Raw genomic sequence first — 19784 nt, forward strand, 5'->3', positions numbered from 1 at the left:
ACTTGTCATCGGACAACGCTGCCAGCGACGAAGAGTGAAGCCATGACCGCATCCCCCACCGGCCAGCCCGCACCCGGCTGGCTGCCCTCCCCCGCCCTGCTGGCCCTGCTCGACGGTCTCGGCGAGGACGACTTCCTCGAGCGTTTCCTCGACTGGGTCCACGCCGTGCTGGGCGCCGACCAGTGCATGCTGTTCTTCTGCGCCGCGGACAAGCGCGTCTCCACCCTGCTGTACAAGGACTTCGCCCAGGACGAGTCGGCCCGCGCCCTCGCCCACTCCTACATCAGCGAGCGCCGCTACATGCAGGACCCCAACTTCGCCCTGCTCAAGGAATGCCCGCCGGGCGAGCTGCACGTGCTGCACCTGGAACACCTGGGCAACGACATGGGCCCCAACTACCGGCGGCGCTTCTTCGACGAGCCGGGCTTCAAGGACAAGCTGTCGATCATCCGCGGCCACGAAGCGGGCAACTACTACCTCAACCTGTACCGCCGCGCGGGCAGCTTCGGCGAGGCATTCCGCCATCCCGAGGACGAAGCCAGCGCCGCGCGGATGCTCAGCAGCCTGCTGGTCAAGCACTACCTGATCAACCAGAAGATGCTCGCCCAGGGCCCGCTGGCCTTCCTCTCGCACCGCGAGCAGCAGGTCTGCCAGGCGGTGCTGCAGGGCAAGAAGAGCGAGCTGATCGCCGACGAACTGGGAGTGTCGCTCAACAGCGTGGCCACCTACCGCAAACGCGCCTACGAGAAGCTCGGCATCTCCAGCCGCGCCCAGCTGTTCGCCCTCTGTCAATAGTGGCCTGTTTGGCTGGTTCAGTTGGTCAATTTCGGCGCCCATGGCCCTGCTATGACTCGTCGCGGCGCCTTGTCTCGGAACCATGGTCATCCGAACTTGAGTCAACCAACCAACCGCACAGGCCACTAGCTGTCACCATTTTCAGGTGACAACCCCCTCCGGCAGGCTCCATTAACCTGATCTCTTCGTAGTAGTAACCCACTACAAGAATCGAGAGAGAGCGTGCCCATGAAACCCGAGAGCCACATCAAGCAAGCCGGTCGTCCGTTCAATGGCGAGGAGTTCCTCGCCAGCCTGCGCGACGGTCGCGAGGTCTACTACGCCGGCGAGCGTGTCGAGGACGTCACCACCCACCCGGCGTTCCGCAACTCGGCACAGACCGTGGCCTCTCTCTACGATGCCCTGCACGCCCCGGAAACCAAGGACAAGCTGTGCTGGGCGACCGACACCGGCAACGGCGGCTACACCCACAAGTTCTTCCGCTACGCCCGCTCCCGCGAGGAGATGCTCGAGCAGCGCGACGCCATCGCCGAATGGGCGCGCATGAGCTACGGCTGGATGGGCCGCACCGCCGACTACAAGGCTGCCTTCGGTGACACCCTGGGCGCCAACCCGGATTTCTACGGCCGCTTCGAAGGCAACGCGCGGACCTGGTACAAGCGCATCCAGGAAAACTGCCTGTACCTGAACCATGCCATCGTCAACCCGCCGATCGACCGCAACAAGCCGAGCGACTCGGTCAAGGACATCTACGTCCACGTCACCAGGGAAACCGACGAGGGCATCTACGTCAACGGCGCCAAGGTAGTGGCAACCAACTCCGCACTGACCCACTACAACTTCATCGGCCAGACCGCAGCCCAGGAGATCGGCGACGATCCCGACTTCGCCCTGCTGTTCATCACCCCGATGAACGCCAAGGGGGTCAAGCTGATCTCCCGCGTGTCCTACGAGAAGAACGCCACCGAGACCGCCTCGCCGTTCGACTACCCGCTGTCCTCGCGCTTCGACGAGAACGACGCGATCCTGATCCTGGAGAACGTGTTCATCCCCTGGGAAGACGTGCTGATCTACAAGGACAAGCAGAAGCTGGTGCAGTGGGGCTTCGCCGCCGGCTTCGGTCGCCTCTACCCGCTGCAGGCCTGCACCCGCTTCGCGGTCAAGCTGGACTTCCTCGCCGGCCTGCTCGAGCAGGTGCTGGAGTGCACCGGTGCCATCGACTTCCGCAGCGTGAGCGCCGATCTGGGTGAAGTGGTGGCCTGGCGCAACCTGTTCTGGTCGATCACCGACCACATGTGCCTGGCCGCCGAGAAGTGGCAGAACGGTGCCTACCTGCCGCCGACCGAGTCGGCGTTCAACTACCGCACCTTCGCGCCGATGGCCTACGACAAGATCTTCCACATCATCAAGACCACCGCGGCCAGCGGCCTGATCTACCTGCCGGGGAGCAACGTCGACCTGCAGAATCCGGAGCTCGACGCCGCCCTGGCCCGCTACTGCCGCGGCTCCGGCGACATCAAGCACACCGACCGGATCAAGATCATGAAGCTGATGTGGGACGCCATCGGCACCGAGTTCGGCGGTCGCCACCACCTGTACGAGCTGAACTACGCCGGCACCGCCGACGCCATCCGCATCCAGTGCCTGGGCAGCGCCCGCGCCACCGGCGAGATGAAGAAGATGCGCGAACTGTCGCAGAAGTGCATGAGCGAGTACGACGTCAACGGCTGGAAGATTCCCGGCCTGAAGTGATAGCCGCCAGCCCTGGCGCGAAGGGAGGCCGGATTCGTCCGGCCTCCCTTTTTTGTGTCCAGCGTTCACCCATGCCCGGCGAAAACCGCCCGGCATCGATCATGCCAGCAGCAGGATGCCCCCACCTAAAGTCGTAGAAAAACATCAATTAAAAACAACAGCCCGTGTGATATTTTCACCGCCCGTTTGAAACCGGCGGTCCGGCCCCCTGCACTCCTGCAGCCAGTCCGGTGCCGCCACGGTGTCAGGACGATTGCCAGGAGGCGCCTTACCCACCGTTGCCCCGCAGTGTCCTCGCGCATTCGCAGACCTGAAGGCCATGGCAGTTCAAGGTCCCGGTCCTCCTGTTTCTGTTGAACGTTGATGCGAGGCGCTTTCTATGAGTAATACCCGGATCCAGTCCCATCAGGATCAGGTCGCAGTGGAGTCCGTCGATTCGTCGGGGCTGGAGGTCACGCGCCTGAGCTTCCTCGAGGCCGTGGCGATGATCGTCGGCACCAACATCGGCGCCGGCGTGCTGTCCATGGCCTACGCCAGCCGCAAGGCCGGCTTCATGCCGCTGCTGATCTGGCTGGCGGTTGCCGGCGTGTTCACCACCATTTCCATGCTGTACGTGTCGGAAACCGCGCTGCGCACCCGCACCCACAGCCAGCTCAGCGGCCTGGCCCAGCGCTACGTGGGCTCGTTCGGCGCCTGGGCGATCTTCGTCTCGGTGGCGGTCAACAGCATCGGCGCGCTGATCGCCTACATGAGCGGCAGCGGCAAGATCCTCAGCGCCTTCCTCGGCATCGACCCGGCGCTGGGCAGCCTGCTGTTCTTCGCGCCCGCGGCGCTGGTGCTCTACCTCGGCCTCGGCGCCATCGGCAAGGGCGAGAAGTTCATCAGCATCGGCATGGTCAGCATGATCGTCATGCTGGTCGTCGCCACCCTGATCCACGACAACACCGACGTCGCCCGTCTGTTCGAGGGCGACTGGGTGTACATGGTGCCGGTGTTCAACATCGCCGTGTTCTGCTTCTCCGCCCAGTACATCGTGCCGGAGATGGCCCGCGGCTTCAGCCACGCACCGGCGCGCCTGCCCAGGGCGGTGATCACCGGCATGGCGCTGACCTTCGTGCTGCTGGCCATCGTGCCGATGTCGGTGATTTCCCTGACCGGGCTGGAGAACCAGACCGAGGTGGCCACCCTGGCCTGGGGCCAGGCGCTCGGCCAGTGGGCGTTCTACACCGCCAACACCTTCGCCCTGTGCGCCATGCTGACCTCCTACTGGGGCCTGGGCGGCAGCTTCCTGACCAACATCTTCGACAAGTTCCACTCCCTGGGCGCGGAAACCCAGCCCAAGACCCGCCTGGTGGTGCTCGGCCTGGTGTGCGTGCCGCCCTTCGTGCTGGCCTACAGCGGCATGGTCGGCTTCGTCAACGCGCTGTACTTCGCCGGCGCCTTCAGCGGCGTGATCCTGTCGATCATGCCGATCCTGATGCTGCGTGCCGCGCGTCGCCACGGCGACCTGCAGCCGGCCTGGCAGTGCGGCTGGATCGCCCATCCGGCGGTGCAGGCGACCATCGTGGCGATCTACCTGGCCAGCGCCGCCTACGCGGTCTGCAGCGCCCTGGACCTGCTGCCGGCCGGCTGGTGATCCCGCCCCGCAGGAGCCCGCAGAGCGGGCTCCTGCGTCTATCCGCTACTCGCTAGGACAATCCTTGATCCGCACCATGCGCTACCCGCACACAGCGCGGCACACGACGAGCCAGCGACTCCCGCCGCATGGACTTCCATGCGTTGCGGATACTGGCCATGCAGCCCCAGGAGACGACTCATGAAGCATGGTGTCATTTACGGCGGCCTGGCCGGCGCCGCCTGGGGGCTGGTGTTCCTCTCGCCGGCCCTGCTCCCCGACTTCTCGCCCCTGCTGCTCAGTTGCGGGCGCTTCCTCATGTACGGCCTCATCGCCCTGCTGATCGGCCTGCCGCTGGCACGCAGCCTGTGGCGCCGGCTGACCCTGGCCGACCTGCTGGCGCTGGTGCGCCTGTCGCTGACCGGCAACGTCGTCTACTTCATCCTGCTGGCCGCCGCCGTGCAGCGGGTCGGCATCGCACCCGCCTCGCTGGTGATCGGCGTGCTGCCGCTGACCATCACCCTGCTCGGCCGCAACGAGGCCGACGCCCCGTCCCTGCGCCGGCTGCTCTGGCCGCTGCTGGCGGTGCTGGCCGGCATCGCCTGCATCAACCTGGAGGCGCTGCTGCTCGGCGGCGCTCCGGAACAGCCGCTGGGCGAGCGCGTACTGGGCATGCTCTGCGCGCTGCTGGCGCTGGCCTGCTGGAGCTGGTTCGCCGCCGACAACGCACGCTGCCTGAAGCGCCAGACGCACTTCAACAGCAACGAGTGGTCGCTGCTCACCGGCGTGGTCACCGGCCTCTTGGCCGGCGGCCTGTGGCTGGCAGCCGACCTGCTCGGCCTCGCCACCGCCCGGGTCGAACTGCCCACCGAGCGCTGGCAAGCCTTCTGGCTGGTCAACCTGACCCTCGCCGTGGTCGCCTCCTGGCTCGGCTACACCTTCTGGAACGCCAGCACCCGCCGCCTGCCGCTGACCCTGTCGGGACAGATGGTGGTCTTCGAGACCCTGTTCGCCCTGGTCTACGGCTTCGTCTACCTGCAGCGCCTGCCCAGCCTGCTGGAGGCCTTCGCCATCGTCCTGCTGCTGGGCGGAGTCTGCGTTGCGGTGACACGGCACAGCCGGCCGTCCGCTGCGGGCGCCAGCACCTGACGCCACACCTCGATGCAAACAGGGAGAGGCTGAAAAAAACTTCCACATTTCAGAAGCTTAGTGTATAGTCACCCTCGTTTTCCGGCAGACGGAAACACTTCGGGGCGTAGCGCAGCCTGGTAGCGCACTTGCATGGGGTGCAAGGGGTCGAGTGTTCGAATCACTCCGTCCCGACCAAAAACTCCAAAAAACCCAAGCACCCATAGGTGCTTGGGTTTTTTTATGCCTGTCTGTTTTTGCTGCTGATCGAATGTTGACCACTCTGGTTGCCAATTGGTTGCCAATTGAGATCGGCTTTGCACTCCTCTCAGAGCCCCGAGCGGTAGCACTCCGTTGCAACAAGCCGAAACCAAATCATGCAAACACGGCAGCCATGGCCTGCGCGCCACCATGGCTACCGATGCGAAACGTCAACACGTCTAGATGTCACTGGGACGTTCCGTGCACACCCCTGCCGTAGGCTAACGGAACATATTTCGAACCCTCTGATGGGCGTCAGGCAGGTTGGCCCTGAGCAAGTATTCGTTCAATGCCACAGTGTTGCGAACATTGCTCGCCCCCTTGACGGGATGGATGAACTCCGGCCTGCCGATGAGTCCCGGGTAGCAACCCACAGCTACGTCATAGCCATCTCGTTCGACCAAGATGGGCATTTCGGGCGCCCCCCCCTTCGAACAGTGGAAACCGTCCAATTCAAGACTGGCGCACAGTTGGGACAGTGCGGCTGCCTGCTCGTCAGGGGAGGAGCAACTCGGCTCATCGCCATGTATTGCGTAGCGCAGGAGAGCCGCCCCGAGCTTCCTGTCCAGCCGCCCCTGAATGTGTTGATTGTGGAAGTGATTGAGGCATTCAGTGCATGACGTGTCGCATGAGCAATCTTCCAAGACCCGGAGCGTAGCCTCCAGGATCTCGGGCAGGTTCCTGGCAACAACCTCGGCATAGCCTGCCCCCCCTGAAAGGGTGTCATATAGGAAGATATCCAGCATCCGAGCTTCGTCCTGGAGAGCCGGCATAATGCGGAAACCAGAACCGAATTCGGCCGGATCAAGGTCCAACTGCCGGTGACGACTTGCCGCAAGCCTGATCGCCTCGGCGATCGAATGAAGTGCGTCTTCAAGCATCCGCAGGGAAACAATGTCGGTAGTATCAGTCACGATTGGCGCTGCGACTTTCAGCCTCAGCAACAGAAGGTCAGAGCGGAAATGATGGCCGAGAAGCACGCGCCTGAACTCACCGGAACATTGCGGCTTTGAGCTTTGGTACGGGCGCTGATGCGGTCCCTTGGCTGGCGAGAACGGTTCATAGACTGAGGCGTTCCCGCACTCAATGCACACGGAGAATCCGCCAGCCTGGCCTCCCTCTTTGCCCCAGTTGACGGTCACCAATCTTTGGTCCGTCGCATGGGTAAAGCTGGCGTTCGGCCCGCAGGCACTGAAGGTGAATGCCTCCGGATCGACAGGTTGCGGGAGTTGAGCCATCGTTGCGAAGGTAATCTCCTGCTCACGGTCGTCCTCGGGGAGTTCTCTGGCACCCTCTGGACCAAAGACCTCCGGCTGAATCATCGTCTCTTCCTCCAGTGCCCCGCCGCATACAGGGCATGAGGTATCCCCACCGAAGGTTTTATGAGGATCACGCATGAAGGAGCACGCCTTGCAATGGACGAGTTTCTTTGCAGCGGAAAAAAGTGGCTTGGCCCGGCTAACCTCATCAGCCGACCGGTCGGCGAATACCCCCCCTGACCTATAGGTCTTCTTGTCAATAACGATCAGTCGCCCGGGGGCATACTCGCTCAGCGCCTGCGAGATCGACTGTTGAGGCCGCTGGACAATGCGATTCTCCCAGACGCCCTTGGGGGTCTTCTCGCGCTTCTCTACTAGGAAACTGCAGAGACTTGTCGGGAATGCATAGCTCGGCAGGAGGCCATGGAAGAACAGAAACTCCAGGAGCTCTTCCTGTTCGAATTTCGGTCCTGCCTTGTCGTCATCCTCTGCTTCATCGTCATCTTCGCCGTTATCCGAGACGACAGGTGGCGGGACATCCGCGGCTAGTTCGGACAGTTTCGCCAAGAACTCTTTTCCTGTCTCCGCAAGCCACTCCTCCAAGGAGGTGCTTCCGGTGTCAAGGGACGGGGGAAGCCAGGCAGTGACTGAGGCTCTCAAGTCGCCTTCTGCGGCGAGGACGCGGCGCGACACCCAGTCCTTGAAGCCTTCGAGGTTGATACCCGTGTCTTGGGCGCCGTGGAAGAACTCTCGAGTGAGGCCGAGCGCCTTTTCCAGCATCGACGTCTTCTCGCCAGGGCCGCTGGCACCTTGCTCCATTAGCTCATGGAAAAATGTCTGAATCAGGTAGGCATGCACATGCCGTCGGGCGATCTTGGCGTTATCAACCTTCACCTCCGGCGTACGTGGCGACCCGGCCACGATGTGCTTGGGGTTCAGGAAGTAGTAGCTGTCATGCGGCCCGGTCTGGGAGTAAGTCACTACGGTCGAGACTGAGGCTCCGCGGCGCCCCGCACGGCCGGCGCGCTGCTGATAGTTCTCGCGCTGAGGCGGCACGTTTCTTAACGCGACTGCAACCAGGGAGCCGATGTCGACACCAACCTCCATGGTAGTGGTGCAACTGAGTACGTCGATCGGTCTGTCGGAGTCCTCGATAAGGACATCCTGGAATCTCAGCTCATGAAGCTCTGTGGTGGAGTGGACGCTTCTGCGATCCCGATTCGATAGTTGAGCTGTGTGCTCTTCGACACTGAGATTCGAGAGTCGGGCGCCGGGAGCAAGGGCCTCTTGCACTGGCTGCCGCCAAAAGCCTTTGCGGGCGGCGATGTAGCTCGCCGTGGCATCGACGGGTTTGGCGCTCTCACTCCCGCAGGCAAGACAAGTCGTCCCAGCGAAAGCGAGTGGCATGAGGGCGGTGCAGTCCGAGCACTGATGCCAAATATGGGAGAGGTCGATCCTCAGACGCAGAGAGTTCGGAGAAAGGAACCAGGCGCCATTCTCCTCGGAAGCCAACTGACCACGGAAAACGGCCTCGATAGCCTCGATGGTATGCTTCCCCCAGCCGGAGCGAAGAGCAAGAGCCTCACCTAAAGCCCTGTCGAAGCGTCCCTTACTCCCCCAGTCCGGCTTGTAGTAACCGGCCGCTTTGCAGCGAAGTGCCGGATCAAGTGATGGGTCGAACGCGAACTCTCGAAGCAAGTCGTCGATCCAGGCGACCGCAAGCGCCCTGATGTCCTCGTCCCCAAGCGATACCCCCGCATCCTTGATGTCGCTCTTCAGTTTTTTGAGCTTCGCCCGTGCGGGCTCAACGAAGCCTACAGTCGTCCCCGAGAGCGAGTAGTAATTGCTGCACAGGAGCTTGAGTAGCGCAATCCGGTATCGCGCAGGTGGCGCCTCCGATGGAGTGAACTCATCCTCAAAGGCCTGGCTCAAGTCACCGTCACAGTCACGCTCGAACTCGATGCGGGCAGCAGCAACCTTTTTCGCATCTTGCCCGTCGAAAATGGGGAGGTCATGGTCGGAAAGAACGGACAAGAATGCGAGGTAGAGGTTTTGAGTCGGCCTCGGCTCATGCGAAAGCCCCTCCAATCGAGCGCACGCAAGCGCGACCGTTTGTCGAATCACATCGAGTTCGATATCCCGGGGGATGTCGCGCGCCAACCGGGCTGCTTTTTGTCGACCGTCAGAGAAGATGAGCACCTTCCGACCACCATTGGGATGCCTGGCATCAATGGCACGGCTGGCTGGCTGGCGAGTCATCTGTGTGCGGACCAATGCAGTGAACGGAGCCTCCCCCTTCGTCACGTGATCCATCACCTTGGAGGGCTCATTCTTGGCGCTTCGGGTCTTGCGCATGCAGACAGGGCATTCGTCGAAGGAAATCTCCGGACCGATCGTGGGCTTATCGGGCACACGCACCTTCCGGTAGCCCGAAACTCCCGCTGGGCAGCTCGAAGACAGAATCCCGGTCGAAATGTGCAGCCACATATCCTGATGACGGCTGAGTGGGTGGACACTCTCCTCGACCAAGATCTCGATAGGGATGAGATCGACAGTCTCGCCATCTGACAAGGGGCCGCTCGGCTGGTGCCAGACGAAGCTCTTGTCGGAGCTTACATATCCGCGGATGAACGCGGCGCCACAATCACGGTGGGTGAGTAGTTCGTAGACTCTCCCCTTCGACTCGCAGCCACACCTGTCCAGGGGCTTTGTGTGCAGGCGACCCAGAATAGTGGAGGCGGCGTGACCACCGAGCCTTTCCGAGCATTCGGGGGCTACGCAGGCGTAGAGGCCAGGCAGGCCCCTGTGAAAGAGGTGCAGACGGGTCGGGATCAGGATGCGCCCATCGGAGCGCCGTCGGGCATGGCTACCCAAGGCGAGCAGCGCATCGGTCGCTCGAGCTGCAATATTCGAAGGGCAGTCCTGGAAAAGCGCCTCACTGAGGGCATCGAGACTGATCGCCTTGCCGGACACTGCCGTTATCAGATCCTCAAGGGGGCCAAAGCCCGTCATGCTCTCGAAGATCCAGTCCCGAAACAATTCATGGTCGCCTACGGGCGGCATCTTCCATCCCAGTTCCATGGCCAGGGCCGCCGCGGCGGCCCGCGCACCGTCCAGATCGTTGGCAGCATTCTGGAAGGGGGCTAGGTCAAAGGTCGCCAGCGCTTCGGCCTCTTCACGCGTGGAGGGGCGTGAGGATGGGCGGTGCTCCGCCGTACCCTGGATCACTCTGATGCGCCGGGAGGAATTCTCCGAAAGCCCAGTCAGATCCCGAGCGAAGCGTTCACCGTCCTCAATCGCAGTTGGGCCGGAGCCAAGGCTCGCGCTAGTAAGGATGCAGCGCATGCGCTCGCGGGGTATCTCCAGGCGTGCGCAGAGACGCCGAATGAGGAGCGCAACCTCCGCACCGCCGGCCCCTCGATACATGTGCGCCTCGTCGAGGACCAAGATGAACTCGTTTCGAGGGTCAGCCTTGAGCCAGTCCCTAGTCTGCTCGAAGATTCTGCGCTCAATGGGGCGCATGAGCATGTACTCGAGCATGGAGTAGTTGGTAATGAGCAGTTCGGGACACTTATGCTGCATTTCGTGCCGCGTCATAAGTTCGCGGTCGCCAGGCTGTGTTATCAGCCGGCTATTCCAGTTGTTCTCGATGTAATGCTTGCCCGCGTTCTTCCCTTTGGAGTAAGTCTTGGTCTGGGCCGCCTCGTGCCCATAGAAGGCATCGAGGTCCTTGCTCGGCCAGCGACCGATCCGTTCCAGTTCCATCCGGACAGCTTGCTTCTCGGCCACCTTACGGTAGAACCCATCGAAAAGCGGCTTTATGAAGAGCGTGTCCCGCTGAGAAGAGCGGCGTCCTGGATAGGGTGTGCGTCCTGTGTAGCTACCGAAACGAACGGGCTTTGGCCGCCCCTTCGAAAGGACCTTTGCGGCCTCGGGGTTGCCGAGCAAACGCCGGATACGTGCAAGCTGGTCGTTGACCAAAGCGTTCATCGGATACAACAGCATCGCCCTGCAGCCTGGAAGCGCCGCAGACTCAGGCCTTTCCACTCCCTCGATTGCCAATTTACCGATGACAGGCATCAGGAAGCTTTCGGTCTTTCCCGAGCCGGTGCCCGTTGCCACGACCAAGTCGGCCGCCTCATCACCGAGGAAAGATTCAAGCGCCTGCGACTGGTGTTCGTAGGGGCGAGGATAAAGGCCAACCTCCATCTCAGCGAGTTGGGTCAGGGCATCGATTGCTGCCTTGGGGATTGATAAGCTGCCGTAGGAGTCGCCTTGCTTGTAGACCGGCGTGGCCTCCACATAGGGCGCCTGAGCGATTGTGGAAACAGCCCTGAGAAGCGCATGACGCTCTCTGACCAGCCCTTCGTCACGGATGTGATACTGGGCCTCGATATATTGCCTGAGGCTTTCCGCTAGGCTCCTCGCTGCCTCGTGGACGCCTGTCGCTTCGACCACCTTCGATACTCCGCTCATCAATCACCACTCCTTACGTCAAAGCGCTCGTCCAACACGATCTTCAGCCCCTCGAATACTCTGCGCACAATCGGCAGAGTCTCCACGGGGAACACATGGTGCGTTACGCCAGGGTGCTCATCCTTTGGGGAGGGGACCCGCCAGCCAAGGAGGAGTACCCGTGCCTCCCTATCGGGCAAGGCACGTGCTAACCGAAGTGTCACCAGTCCTTGTGAAGCAGTGATAGCCCTCACCCTAACGGGGCGATTAGCCTGTGCGTCCAAATAGAAGCGTAGGCGCCTTGCATCCGATGCCCCTATAGCGCTCAACCTCCGGATGCGTTTCCTAGCAAGCTCGCCGACGAAGTATGAGTTCCCCTGCCCAATGCGTTCTCTAAAAAGAAACAGCCCGCCCTCGTCCGCCGGAAGCTCCGCAAGTCTGACCCAGCGGCTGCGCAGGTAAGTGAAGGCTTCGCTCATATCATTTGGGGCATCTTTAAGCCGGGCAGCAGCCTCGGCCAGCAGCCGCACAGACCAAGCCTCAAGCCCCTCGGCTGGGGCACCGATCCAGTCCTTCGCATCCCATAGATCAGCCCAGCCCTCGCAAACGGCAGGCTCGACCAAGCGTCCTCGCCCTGAAACCCAGGCCGATGCGGCCACTGCACGGGGGAGCACCTCCATTGGGCCACCTCCCAAAAGTACAGCTAGCCCATCGCCGGCCCACACAGCATGTGGCGGTGATACGAGCCACTTGCCTCCCTCCAGCCCGGCCATGTCGCCCAGTTCGGCCAGGCTCTTTAGTACGTCAAGCGCCCCTGGGCACGTATCCTCTCCGTCACCAGCAAGCTCCGGCCACAGCGGAGTCAGCCTACGCCGTACCATGCTGGCGAGGCGGAGAGAGGCGGCAGGCTCCCATATCCCGTGCTCGCTCACCGGGGCGGAGGACAGATGTGACGCCGCCCGCAGGCACTCCGATACGGCTGAGATCCGGAGTCCTTCCCCTTCCAGCTTGCAGCGCATTCCCGCCGCAACAATTTTTCGCGCCCTCTCACGCGGGACTGCCAGCAATTCCATCGAGCCCCCTACACTCAAAGCGTTGTTTCTGTGCGCCATTCGGCCAACTCACGCTCAGCGATTTGAGCTATCTCTTTAGCTGGGCCACCTGTTGCCTTGGCCCAAGGAATGGCCCACAAGATCAACAGCGAGTAAAGGTCTCCTTCTGGATTCCCGCCGGGTATAGATCGAAGGATCGCGTATGCCTGGCTGGTCACACGTCTCCATAGACCCCCCCCCTTAAAGCCGGCCTCCTTCAGAAGCTCGCTCAATCTATTCTCTGCTGGTGTGGAAGCAGCATCGTCACGATCCACGATCTCCGACCAGGCATCCTTCGCTAGGCGACCGAACTTCATCTGGGGTAATTTTGCCGACACTCCTCGCATCCGGAACGTATCTGTATCGAACACCGGGCCTAGTTCGGCAAGCGTGCCACCATCGGGGAATACCGCTGCCCCCTGCGCCCAAGATGCGACCAGCGCAAGGCGTCCGAAGCTATTTGCGGAAAATTGACGGCGTACGACGACATCCCGAATCGCGGAGCCATAGACCTCAAAGGCCGAAAGATTCGCCCCCTTCAGCAGCAGGCAATCCGATGACTCCGCAGCAGTTTCAATACAGTCGGATGCGACCTCGTGGGAAACAAGCCCGACAGGCACCCGCCATTCACTGTAGGTCTGGCCGCCAACGGCCGCCGCCACGGCATCAGCGACAAAGTCTGCGAGCGAGCCTGAAAACTGCACAATCTGGCCGGCGATAAAGGCGCCGACTACCAGGCGGGCTGCGTCAACGGCTGCGCCCTTCATGACGCCGACCGCCTGAAGATTCGATGCAATCAGGGCGCAGGCGCCCTCGACGGAAGTAATGTCAACGAACGGACCCTCCTGCTTGTTCTCAAGCAGCCTACCCCGCTGCCCAGCTCCCAATCCTGCGTTGCCCCCTGCCAGGATATTCTCAAGAGCGGTCACTCGCTCTGCCAGCACACTAATGGCCTCGGAGGCTCTGGCCCAGTCGGTTTCGCGCACCAAAAGTCCGGCGACGTCCTCCTTGAGCGCAACTATCTCCGTTATAGCCCCGTCCCACTCTTCTTTGCGTGTCACAAGAGCCTGAAGGCTTTGCTCAAGATCGTCGGCCCGGCTATCGGCAGCGAGGACAGCTTCAGCGATCCTCTTGCTTTCATTGTCTAGCGCATTGACGACCTTCTCGATTGCGCGAGCGCGCGTTGATTCCGCATCCAGAGCAACTCGCAACTCGGAAATCGCGCTGGAGTTCTGGTCAATACTCCTAGCCGCATTTTTCGCTTCTGTATCGAGGCCAGCAGAGGCGATCTCGAGCTGCTCAATCCGCTTGACTGCATCCGCAGAAGCGGTTTCGGCAACGCCAAGGCGGCCTTCGATATCCTCCATGCGCACCGGAAGCCCCTCGATCATCCGGTCATGTGCAATAGTCGAGGCAGGACGGAAACGCTCGAGCGCCTCTGCTGCATCGGGATGGTCTGGAAAGCCGCTGAAAATGAATAAACGCTCAATTTCCTCCCTGGCGGCATCTGGAAAGCGCTCGGCGAGCTCCTTCAAGAAGGCGGTACCGGCCTCGGAGGAAAACTCAAAATTGTTACCTGGCGGGAATTCTTTGCCAAGCCGCCCCCTCGCCCAGACCTCCCAAAGCTGGCTGAAAACCCTCCAATCGGAAGTCTCCCTAGAGCCTGCCGGCGGATGGATCAGGTGACCGATCAAGCGCTTCTGCTTCTCCTTGAACTCGGCCGGCGAGTCCGGCCTGAAGCCTTGGATTCGTGGCAGAGACCTATAGGCAGGTCGACGCAAGCTCGGAGGGATCTCCTCAAAGAATTCGGTGAGCGCCGCTTGCCCCAATGCGGAGATCCGCTCCTTGGCTTCCTGGTCATATTGGTAGCTCATGGCGAGACGCCTTCTTCTAAGCGGTTAAGTTTGAAGCCGCAGGCGAGAACTTCCTTCACCAGCGAACGGTAATGTGGTAAGAGCGACGGTTCTGGCCTGAGCTTAGCCAGGGCCTCGACCAGCGCAGTGTCGCCCCCATGCATGGCTGCCGGTTCGGCTAGCCGCAGTTGAAGCATGAAACTTAGTAACCTTGACCTTAGCGCCGGGGGAAGGTCTCGCCGGTCTCCTCCAAGGTTAACGCATGTTCTCACGCCGGTGAGGTACAGGCGCCCCAGACCGCGGAAGTCAATTTCTACGGAGCAAGTCGGATCGGCCAGGACAGATACCAGTGTGGCTAGCATGTCAGGTGACGGGAGACACATATACCGACTGTGTGGTGAGCTTCTCCCCTCGGAGAAGAGCGAAGTCACACTGTACCCGCCCGGCCCATCTACGCGAAGCATGCCTCTTACACCTGGGGGCATGGACAAGTATTCAAGCCGCATTCCCTGTTTCCTTGCCTTGGCAGCAACTTCCGCGCATCGTTGCCTGTGCAGAGGAACGATTTGACGCCCCCCTTCCGCAGTCGTGAACACCAACTCCACTTCGGGATACCTTGAGGGGAGTCTCGGATGGAGGGAGAGCGAGAAAAACTCCTCGATAATGCCCGGGACTTCCGCCTCCACCTTAAAATGTTGCACGCCACCGGGCTTTAGGGCAAAGAGTGCTGGCGAGCGCTCGACACCCTTGGCAAGAATCTTTCCAGATGCGCTTTGAACCTGTATGGTCGGTCCTTGATCCTGTTCTCCGGTCGGCATAGCTCCTGTGGATAATAGGGCTATACCCGAGTTGACACATTCGACGCTATTGACGCTAGAGTTTCTTACCAAGAACGGCCATGCGAGGATAGCCGAGGGTCTGGGTGGAGCTAGGGAGAGTCCGGTAAAAGACTGGAGCCAATCGGCGCACTCCGGGGATGGGTGATCTGGGATCGTGACAAGGGCCAGGCTCCAGCCCTGCCGTCCCGGCAACTTGTCTACCGACAACTCAGCGTGGAATTCGCGCTCAGCAATCTCATTCCACAGCAGAGCAAAGGTTTCAGAACTCCTTAGCTCCTGTGCTCGAGGAAAACTCTTGAGCACCCCACGTCCTGATGCGGTAAAGGTGGCAGCGCCAGACAAGGGTAGACCCGGACATTCCCTCTCTACGCCGGATTCGAACGAGGGGTCAGGCCTCCCATCGAACGAGACTATGCGGTAGGGTTTTGTCGAAAATTCGGCAGTCACGCAGCGACGACTCGGCATGCCAAGCATGTTAAGTGGTTGGATCCTTCCGCCTACATCCAGCAAGACTGTAGCTCGACATGCGCGACACGGGGGGAGCGCCAACTCAAGCGACCACCGAGCACAGTCTTCCCTCGCCGGGATTAGCAGGCGGAGTTCCATCTTCTTCTTTTGTGCAGCAGCAGCCTGGTCTTGAAGGTACTGCCCGTAATGTCCTGGAGCGAAATTCTCGCACTCAGGCGTCGCTTCACCACGCCAATGGGCAAAATACGCCGCCCTTTTCGAACCAGAACGGAGGCCGACCTTCGCATGGCAGACCGGGCACGAGTATTGGCCTCGCCCTGAGGTCGTACTCGCCAACTCTAACCTGCCTGTAAAATTGTTGACGGCGTATTCCAAGCGTCTCTCCCTGCATCCTTACAGTCCGCCAGTCGCCCCGGCTATCTCTGCTTTATCGATCTGGTTGCGCATGCCCTGCGCTTGACTTCCAAACATATCAATGAACTCACTTGAAGTCCAGTCGATGTACTCAGGCCTGCTCCTTGAGCGAGGTATCACCCATCTTTCCACTGCTTGTGCGGCAATATCCTTTGCAGACAGAAGCGACGCAATGTCAGGCTGACCTTTTCCCGTCTGCAGAATCTCGGTAGCATTATTTGCAAGTTGACAGATAAAAACCTCACGCTGGATACCGTGCCGCATCAGATCCTCCTTAAAGCCCAGTGCGGACAGCGCTGCTCGTGTCGTTCGCAATCGCCAGTTTGGTCCCTGGCCAAACCCATGTTGATCCGCATATGAGTGATCAATGTCTCGCAGGTATTCGCGCAGCTCTGCGAACAGCACGTCAGGTATGTGAAAGTGCCCCCACCCCCCCGTGTAACCGATGGATTTGAAGTACTGAATTCCATTAAGCCTTAGGCGATTGTAAACTGAAGAGCGCCCCATTGAGGATGTTGTCGTAATCGCGAGAAGGCGCGCTTTCTTCTCCTCCCGAGATATCACTCCAGCTGTTCCTCCATAGGCTCTCGAGAAATCATCATAAATTTCTCGACTGCGAAGCAGGCATGCTATCAGCTTCCCACCTAAAAGCTTGTTGTATGGAGGGACCGCTCCCAGAACGTAGGCATCCATCAAATTAACGAGACGCGCCCCTCTATCAGCGATATCCCAACCAATAAATTTGTCTCGCACAGCGAGATTGAATACGGGATCCCCAATCGCAATAAGCCCCATCAGTTTCCCATTGTTCTCATCCCAGACGAGATAGCGAATACGCCTTCCGAATCCGTTTGAGACGGGGACAGACCAGGATAGTGCGGCAATCCTAAATAGATCCCCTTGCCATGTTTCAGATGAGACACGCTCAAGCACTGGTGATATATTGCAGGGATCAACATCTTTGCCTGACGCGAAAAACCTAATTAGCTTCCCGCTCGCGCGCGAGAGGAACTTTTGATTTGCTGAGAGACGCTCCTCTCTTTGAGCATAGTGGAGGGTCCGGATCGCATCCTTGGTATTCCCAGGGATTTGCAAAGCTCCACCTTCGGACTTGGTAAAGCCAAGAGATTGCAGATGATCTCGAAGCTTTATTATTATTTTTTCCTCCTGAGAGTCATCACCACCAAAAAACGCTTCTCCCTTTAACATGTTCGCCTTTCTTCCACCTTAAAACCAATATTTCCTTCATTCTACCCTCAGAGTTATTAAACAGGGAAGATCCAGAGTGGATCATGATCTTCGCCTCATGCGTCTCGACGAAATTGGGATCCGATCGCTGTATTCCTCAAAATTCAATTCTCTACCCCGAAGGGTATGGAGAGGAGGCGCCTCTCCCTCGTTAAAGACGCAACTCACCCGCTATCAGCAAGCGTTTCTGCCCCCCCCCAGAAGCTCGACAGAACAAACAGACCTACCAGTTGGGCAGCGCTCTGTACCCGCCAAAGGCAGCGCGTCTTGATGCAGCCTGTTACAGCAGCAGCCCCGCCAAATCCCCTCTCGCCCTAGCTGAGCCCGCCCGCTCTCATGGGCTACAATCGCCGCATCTACCTACAGGTTGCCTGTCATGTCACGCAAGAAGTTGCCCATAGGTGTCCAGACCTTCGCCCGCATCCGAGAGGATGACTGCTACTACGTCGACAAGACCGGCATCGCCCTGCAGCTGATTGAGGAGGGTAACTACTACTTCCTTTCCCGCCCGAGGCGCTTCGGCAAGAGCCTGTTCCTCGACACCCTGGCCGAGCTGTTCGAGGGCAACGAGGCGCTGTTTCGTGGGCTGGCGGTCCATGGGCGGTGGGATTGGAGCCGGCGCTTTCCGGTGATCCGTCTCAGCTTCGGCGGCGGAGTGATCCGTGATGCAGCGGATCTGGGTACCAAGATCGACGAGCTGCTGGGCATCAACGAGCGCCGACTGCAGGTCAGTTGTACACAGCGCGATAACCGTGGCCGCTTTGCCGAGCTGATCCGCGAAGCCGAACGCCTGCATGGCCAGCGGGCGGTGATCCTGGTCGATGAGTACGACAAGCCGATTCTCGACAACCTGACCCGCCCCGAGATCGCCCGCGAGATTCGTGATGGACTGCGTGATCTGTATTCAGTGATCAAGGACAGTGACGCGCACATCCGCTTCGCCATGCTCACCGGGGTGTCCAAGTTCAGCAAGGTCAGTCTGTTCTCTGGACTGAACAACCTGCGCGATATCACCCTGTCACCCGGCTATTCCGCCATCTGTGGGTATACCGACGAGGACGTGGATACGGTATTCGCCCCGGAGCTGGTCGGCCTGGATCGGGATGACGTCCGCCAGTGGTACAACGGCTACAACTGGACCGGCACCTCTGTTTACAACCCCTTCGATCTGCTGCTCTTGTTCCGTGAACGCGAGTTCCGCCCGTTCTGGTTCGAAACGGGGACGCCGACCTTCCTTGTCGACTTGCTGACGACACGGCGGACCTTCACGCCGGATCTGGAACGGGTCATGGCGCTGGAAACCCTGCTGTCCAGCTTCGATGTCGACCACATCCCCGTCGAAGCGCTGATGTTCCAGGCCGGCTACCTGACCATCGACAGTGTGCGGCGCTTGCCGGGACAGTTGCACATGACCCTGCGCTATCCAAATCTCGAGGTTCGCAGTTGCCTGAACAGCGCCCTCCTACAGGCTTGGAGCGACGATCCGGCACGATGCGGTATTCATCTGCCGCAGCTCTACGACCGTCTGCTGAGCAACGATTTCGCCGGACTGCAGCAGCTGTTCGGCTCTTTCTTTGCCAGCATTCCCAATGACTGGTACCGCAACAACCCGATTGCACAGTACGAGGGTTACTGGGCCAGCGTGTTCTACAGTCACTTCGCAGCACTGGGATTGGATATCCGCCTCGAGGATGTGACCAACCGCGGACGCATCGACATGGCCGTACTGTTCAATAGCCAAGTCTATCTGTTTGAGTTCAAGGTGGTGGAGCTGGTGCCCGAGGGCAAGGCGCTACAACAGATTCGTGATCGCGGCTACGCAGAGAAGTATCGCTCTCGGGGAGAACCGATCCATCTGATCGGCGTGGAGTTCAGCCGCGAGAGCCGCAGCGTGGTGGGGTTCGAGGTCGAGCGAGACTCAACGCACTGAGCAGCGCGAGCTCTCTGGCAGAGACGGGCTCATAACGGCTTGCGGAGGATCTGCAGAACCCCCTCCAGTTCGACGATCATCTGCCGGATCAACTGGTGGTACTGACTGCTGTCGTCGCGCGCTTCGGCGCCGGAGAGACGCTGGCGGGCGCCACCGATAGTGAAGCCCTGCTCGTAGAGCAGTGCGCGGATCTGACGGATGGTCAGGACATCCTGGCGCTGGTAGTAGCGGCGGTTGCCGGCACGCTTGACGGGACTGAGCTGAGGAAATTCCTGCTCCCAGTAGCGCAGCACGTGCGGTTTGACCGCACACAGCTCGCTTACTTCGCCGATGGTGAAGTAGCGCTTGCCGGGAATCGGCGGCAGTTCGTGGTTATGGCTTGTCTCCAGCATGGGCCTCGACCCTCGCCTTGAGTTTCTGCCCAGGACGGAAGGTGACCACGCGACGGGCGGTGATGGGAATCTCCTCGCCCGTCTTGGGGTTGCGGCCCGGCCGCTGGCGCTTGTCGCGCAGGTCGAAGTTGCCGAAGCCGGACAACTTGACCTGCTCGTTGTGCTCCAGCGCCTGACGAATTTCCTCGAAAAACAGCTCGACCAGCTCCTTGGCTTCCCGCTTGTTCAGGCCCAACTCCTCATGGAGGCGTTCGGCGATCTCGGCTTTCGTCAGGGCCTTCATA

General features: G+C 60.4%; 10 protein-coding genes and 1 tRNA gene. 6 read left to right on the forward strand and 5 right to left on the reverse strand.

Going from position 1 to position 19784, the window contains the following annotated elements; all coding sequences use genetic code 11:
• Positions 1-42 precede the first annotated feature (42 nt).
• The 5 genes from SK095_RS07540 to SK095_RS07560 all read left to right on the forward strand — a co-directional run bounded on the left by SK095_RS07540 (position 43) and on the right by SK095_RS07560 (position 5488).
• Positions 43-795, forward strand: coding sequence for a helix-turn-helix transcriptional regulator (locus SK095_RS07540; protein ID WP_320548467.1), 753 nt, complete (start codon positions 43-45; stop codon positions 793-795).
• A 228-nt stretch (positions 796-1023) separates the two neighbouring features.
• On the forward strand, positions 1024-2547 hold the full coding sequence (locus SK095_RS07545; protein ID WP_320548468.1) for a 4-hydroxyphenylacetate 3-hydroxylase N-terminal domain-containing protein: 1524 nt from the start codon (positions 1024-1026) through the stop codon (positions 2545-2547).
• A gap of 379 nt (positions 2548-2926) precedes the next feature.
• Positions 2927-4183: an amino acid permease gene (locus SK095_RS07550; protein ID WP_320548469.1), complete on the forward strand. Its 1257-nt coding sequence runs from the start codon at positions 2927-2929 to the stop codon at positions 4181-4183.
• Positions 4184-4363: 180 nt separating this feature from the next.
• Complete coding sequence (locus SK095_RS07555; RefSeq protein WP_320548470.1) at positions 4364-5311, forward strand: DMT family transporter; 948 nt, start codon at positions 4364-4366, stop codon at positions 5309-5311.
• A 100-nt stretch (positions 5312-5411) separates the two neighbouring features.
• Positions 5412-5488: transfer RNA gene (locus SK095_RS07560), tRNA-Pro, on the forward strand.
• 284 nt (positions 5489-5772) lie between these two features.
• Here SK095_RS07560 and SK095_RS07565 read toward each other — a convergent pair.
• The 3 genes from SK095_RS07565 to SK095_RS07575 all read right to left on the reverse strand — a co-directional run bounded on the left by SK095_RS07565 (position 5773) and on the right by SK095_RS07575 (position 17139).
• Entirely contained in the window at positions 5773-11286 is a 5514-nt protein-coding gene (locus SK095_RS07565) for a DEAD/DEAH box helicase (protein ID WP_320548471.1), read from the reverse strand.
• Between the two features lie 1066 nt (positions 11287-12352).
• Entirely contained in the window at positions 12353-14230 is a 1878-nt protein-coding gene (locus SK095_RS07570) for a hypothetical protein (protein ID WP_320548472.1), read from the reverse strand.
• A 1679-nt stretch (positions 14231-15909) separates the two neighbouring features.
• Complete coding sequence (locus SK095_RS07575; protein ID WP_320548473.1) at positions 15910-17139, reverse strand: Druantia anti-phage system protein DruA; 1230 nt, start codon at positions 17137-17139, stop codon at positions 15910-15912.
• Positions 17140-17554: 415 nt separating this feature from the next.
• Here SK095_RS07575 and SK095_RS07580 point away from each other — a divergent pair, with 415 nt between their 5' ends.
• Entirely contained in the window at positions 17555-19108 is a 1554-nt protein-coding gene (locus SK095_RS07580; protein ID WP_320548474.1) for an ATP-binding protein, read from the forward strand.
• Between the two features lie 29 nt (positions 19109-19137).
• Here the strand turns inward: SK095_RS07580 and SK095_RS07585 are convergent, their stop codons facing one another.
• Together SK095_RS07585 and ihfA are read right to left on the reverse strand one after the other, a co-directional pair.
• The gene (locus SK095_RS07585; RefSeq protein ID WP_136489032.1) at positions 19138-19500 is read right to left on the reverse strand and encodes a MerR family transcriptional regulator; all 363 of its coding nucleotides are present in this window, start codon (positions 19498-19500) and stop codon (positions 19138-19140) included.
• Positions 19481-19783: an integration host factor subunit alpha gene (ihfA, locus tag SK095_RS07590; protein ID WP_136489031.1), complete on the reverse strand. Its 303-nt coding sequence runs from the start codon at positions 19781-19783 to the stop codon at positions 19481-19483. The genes SK095_RS07585 and ihfA overlap by 20 nt, the downstream gene beginning before the upstream one ends.
• Position 19784 lies beyond the last annotated feature (1 nt).

This window comes from Pseudomonas sp. AN-1, assembly GCF_034057115.1.
GTDB lineage: Bacteria > Pseudomonadota > Gammaproteobacteria > Pseudomonadales > Pseudomonadaceae > Geopseudomonas.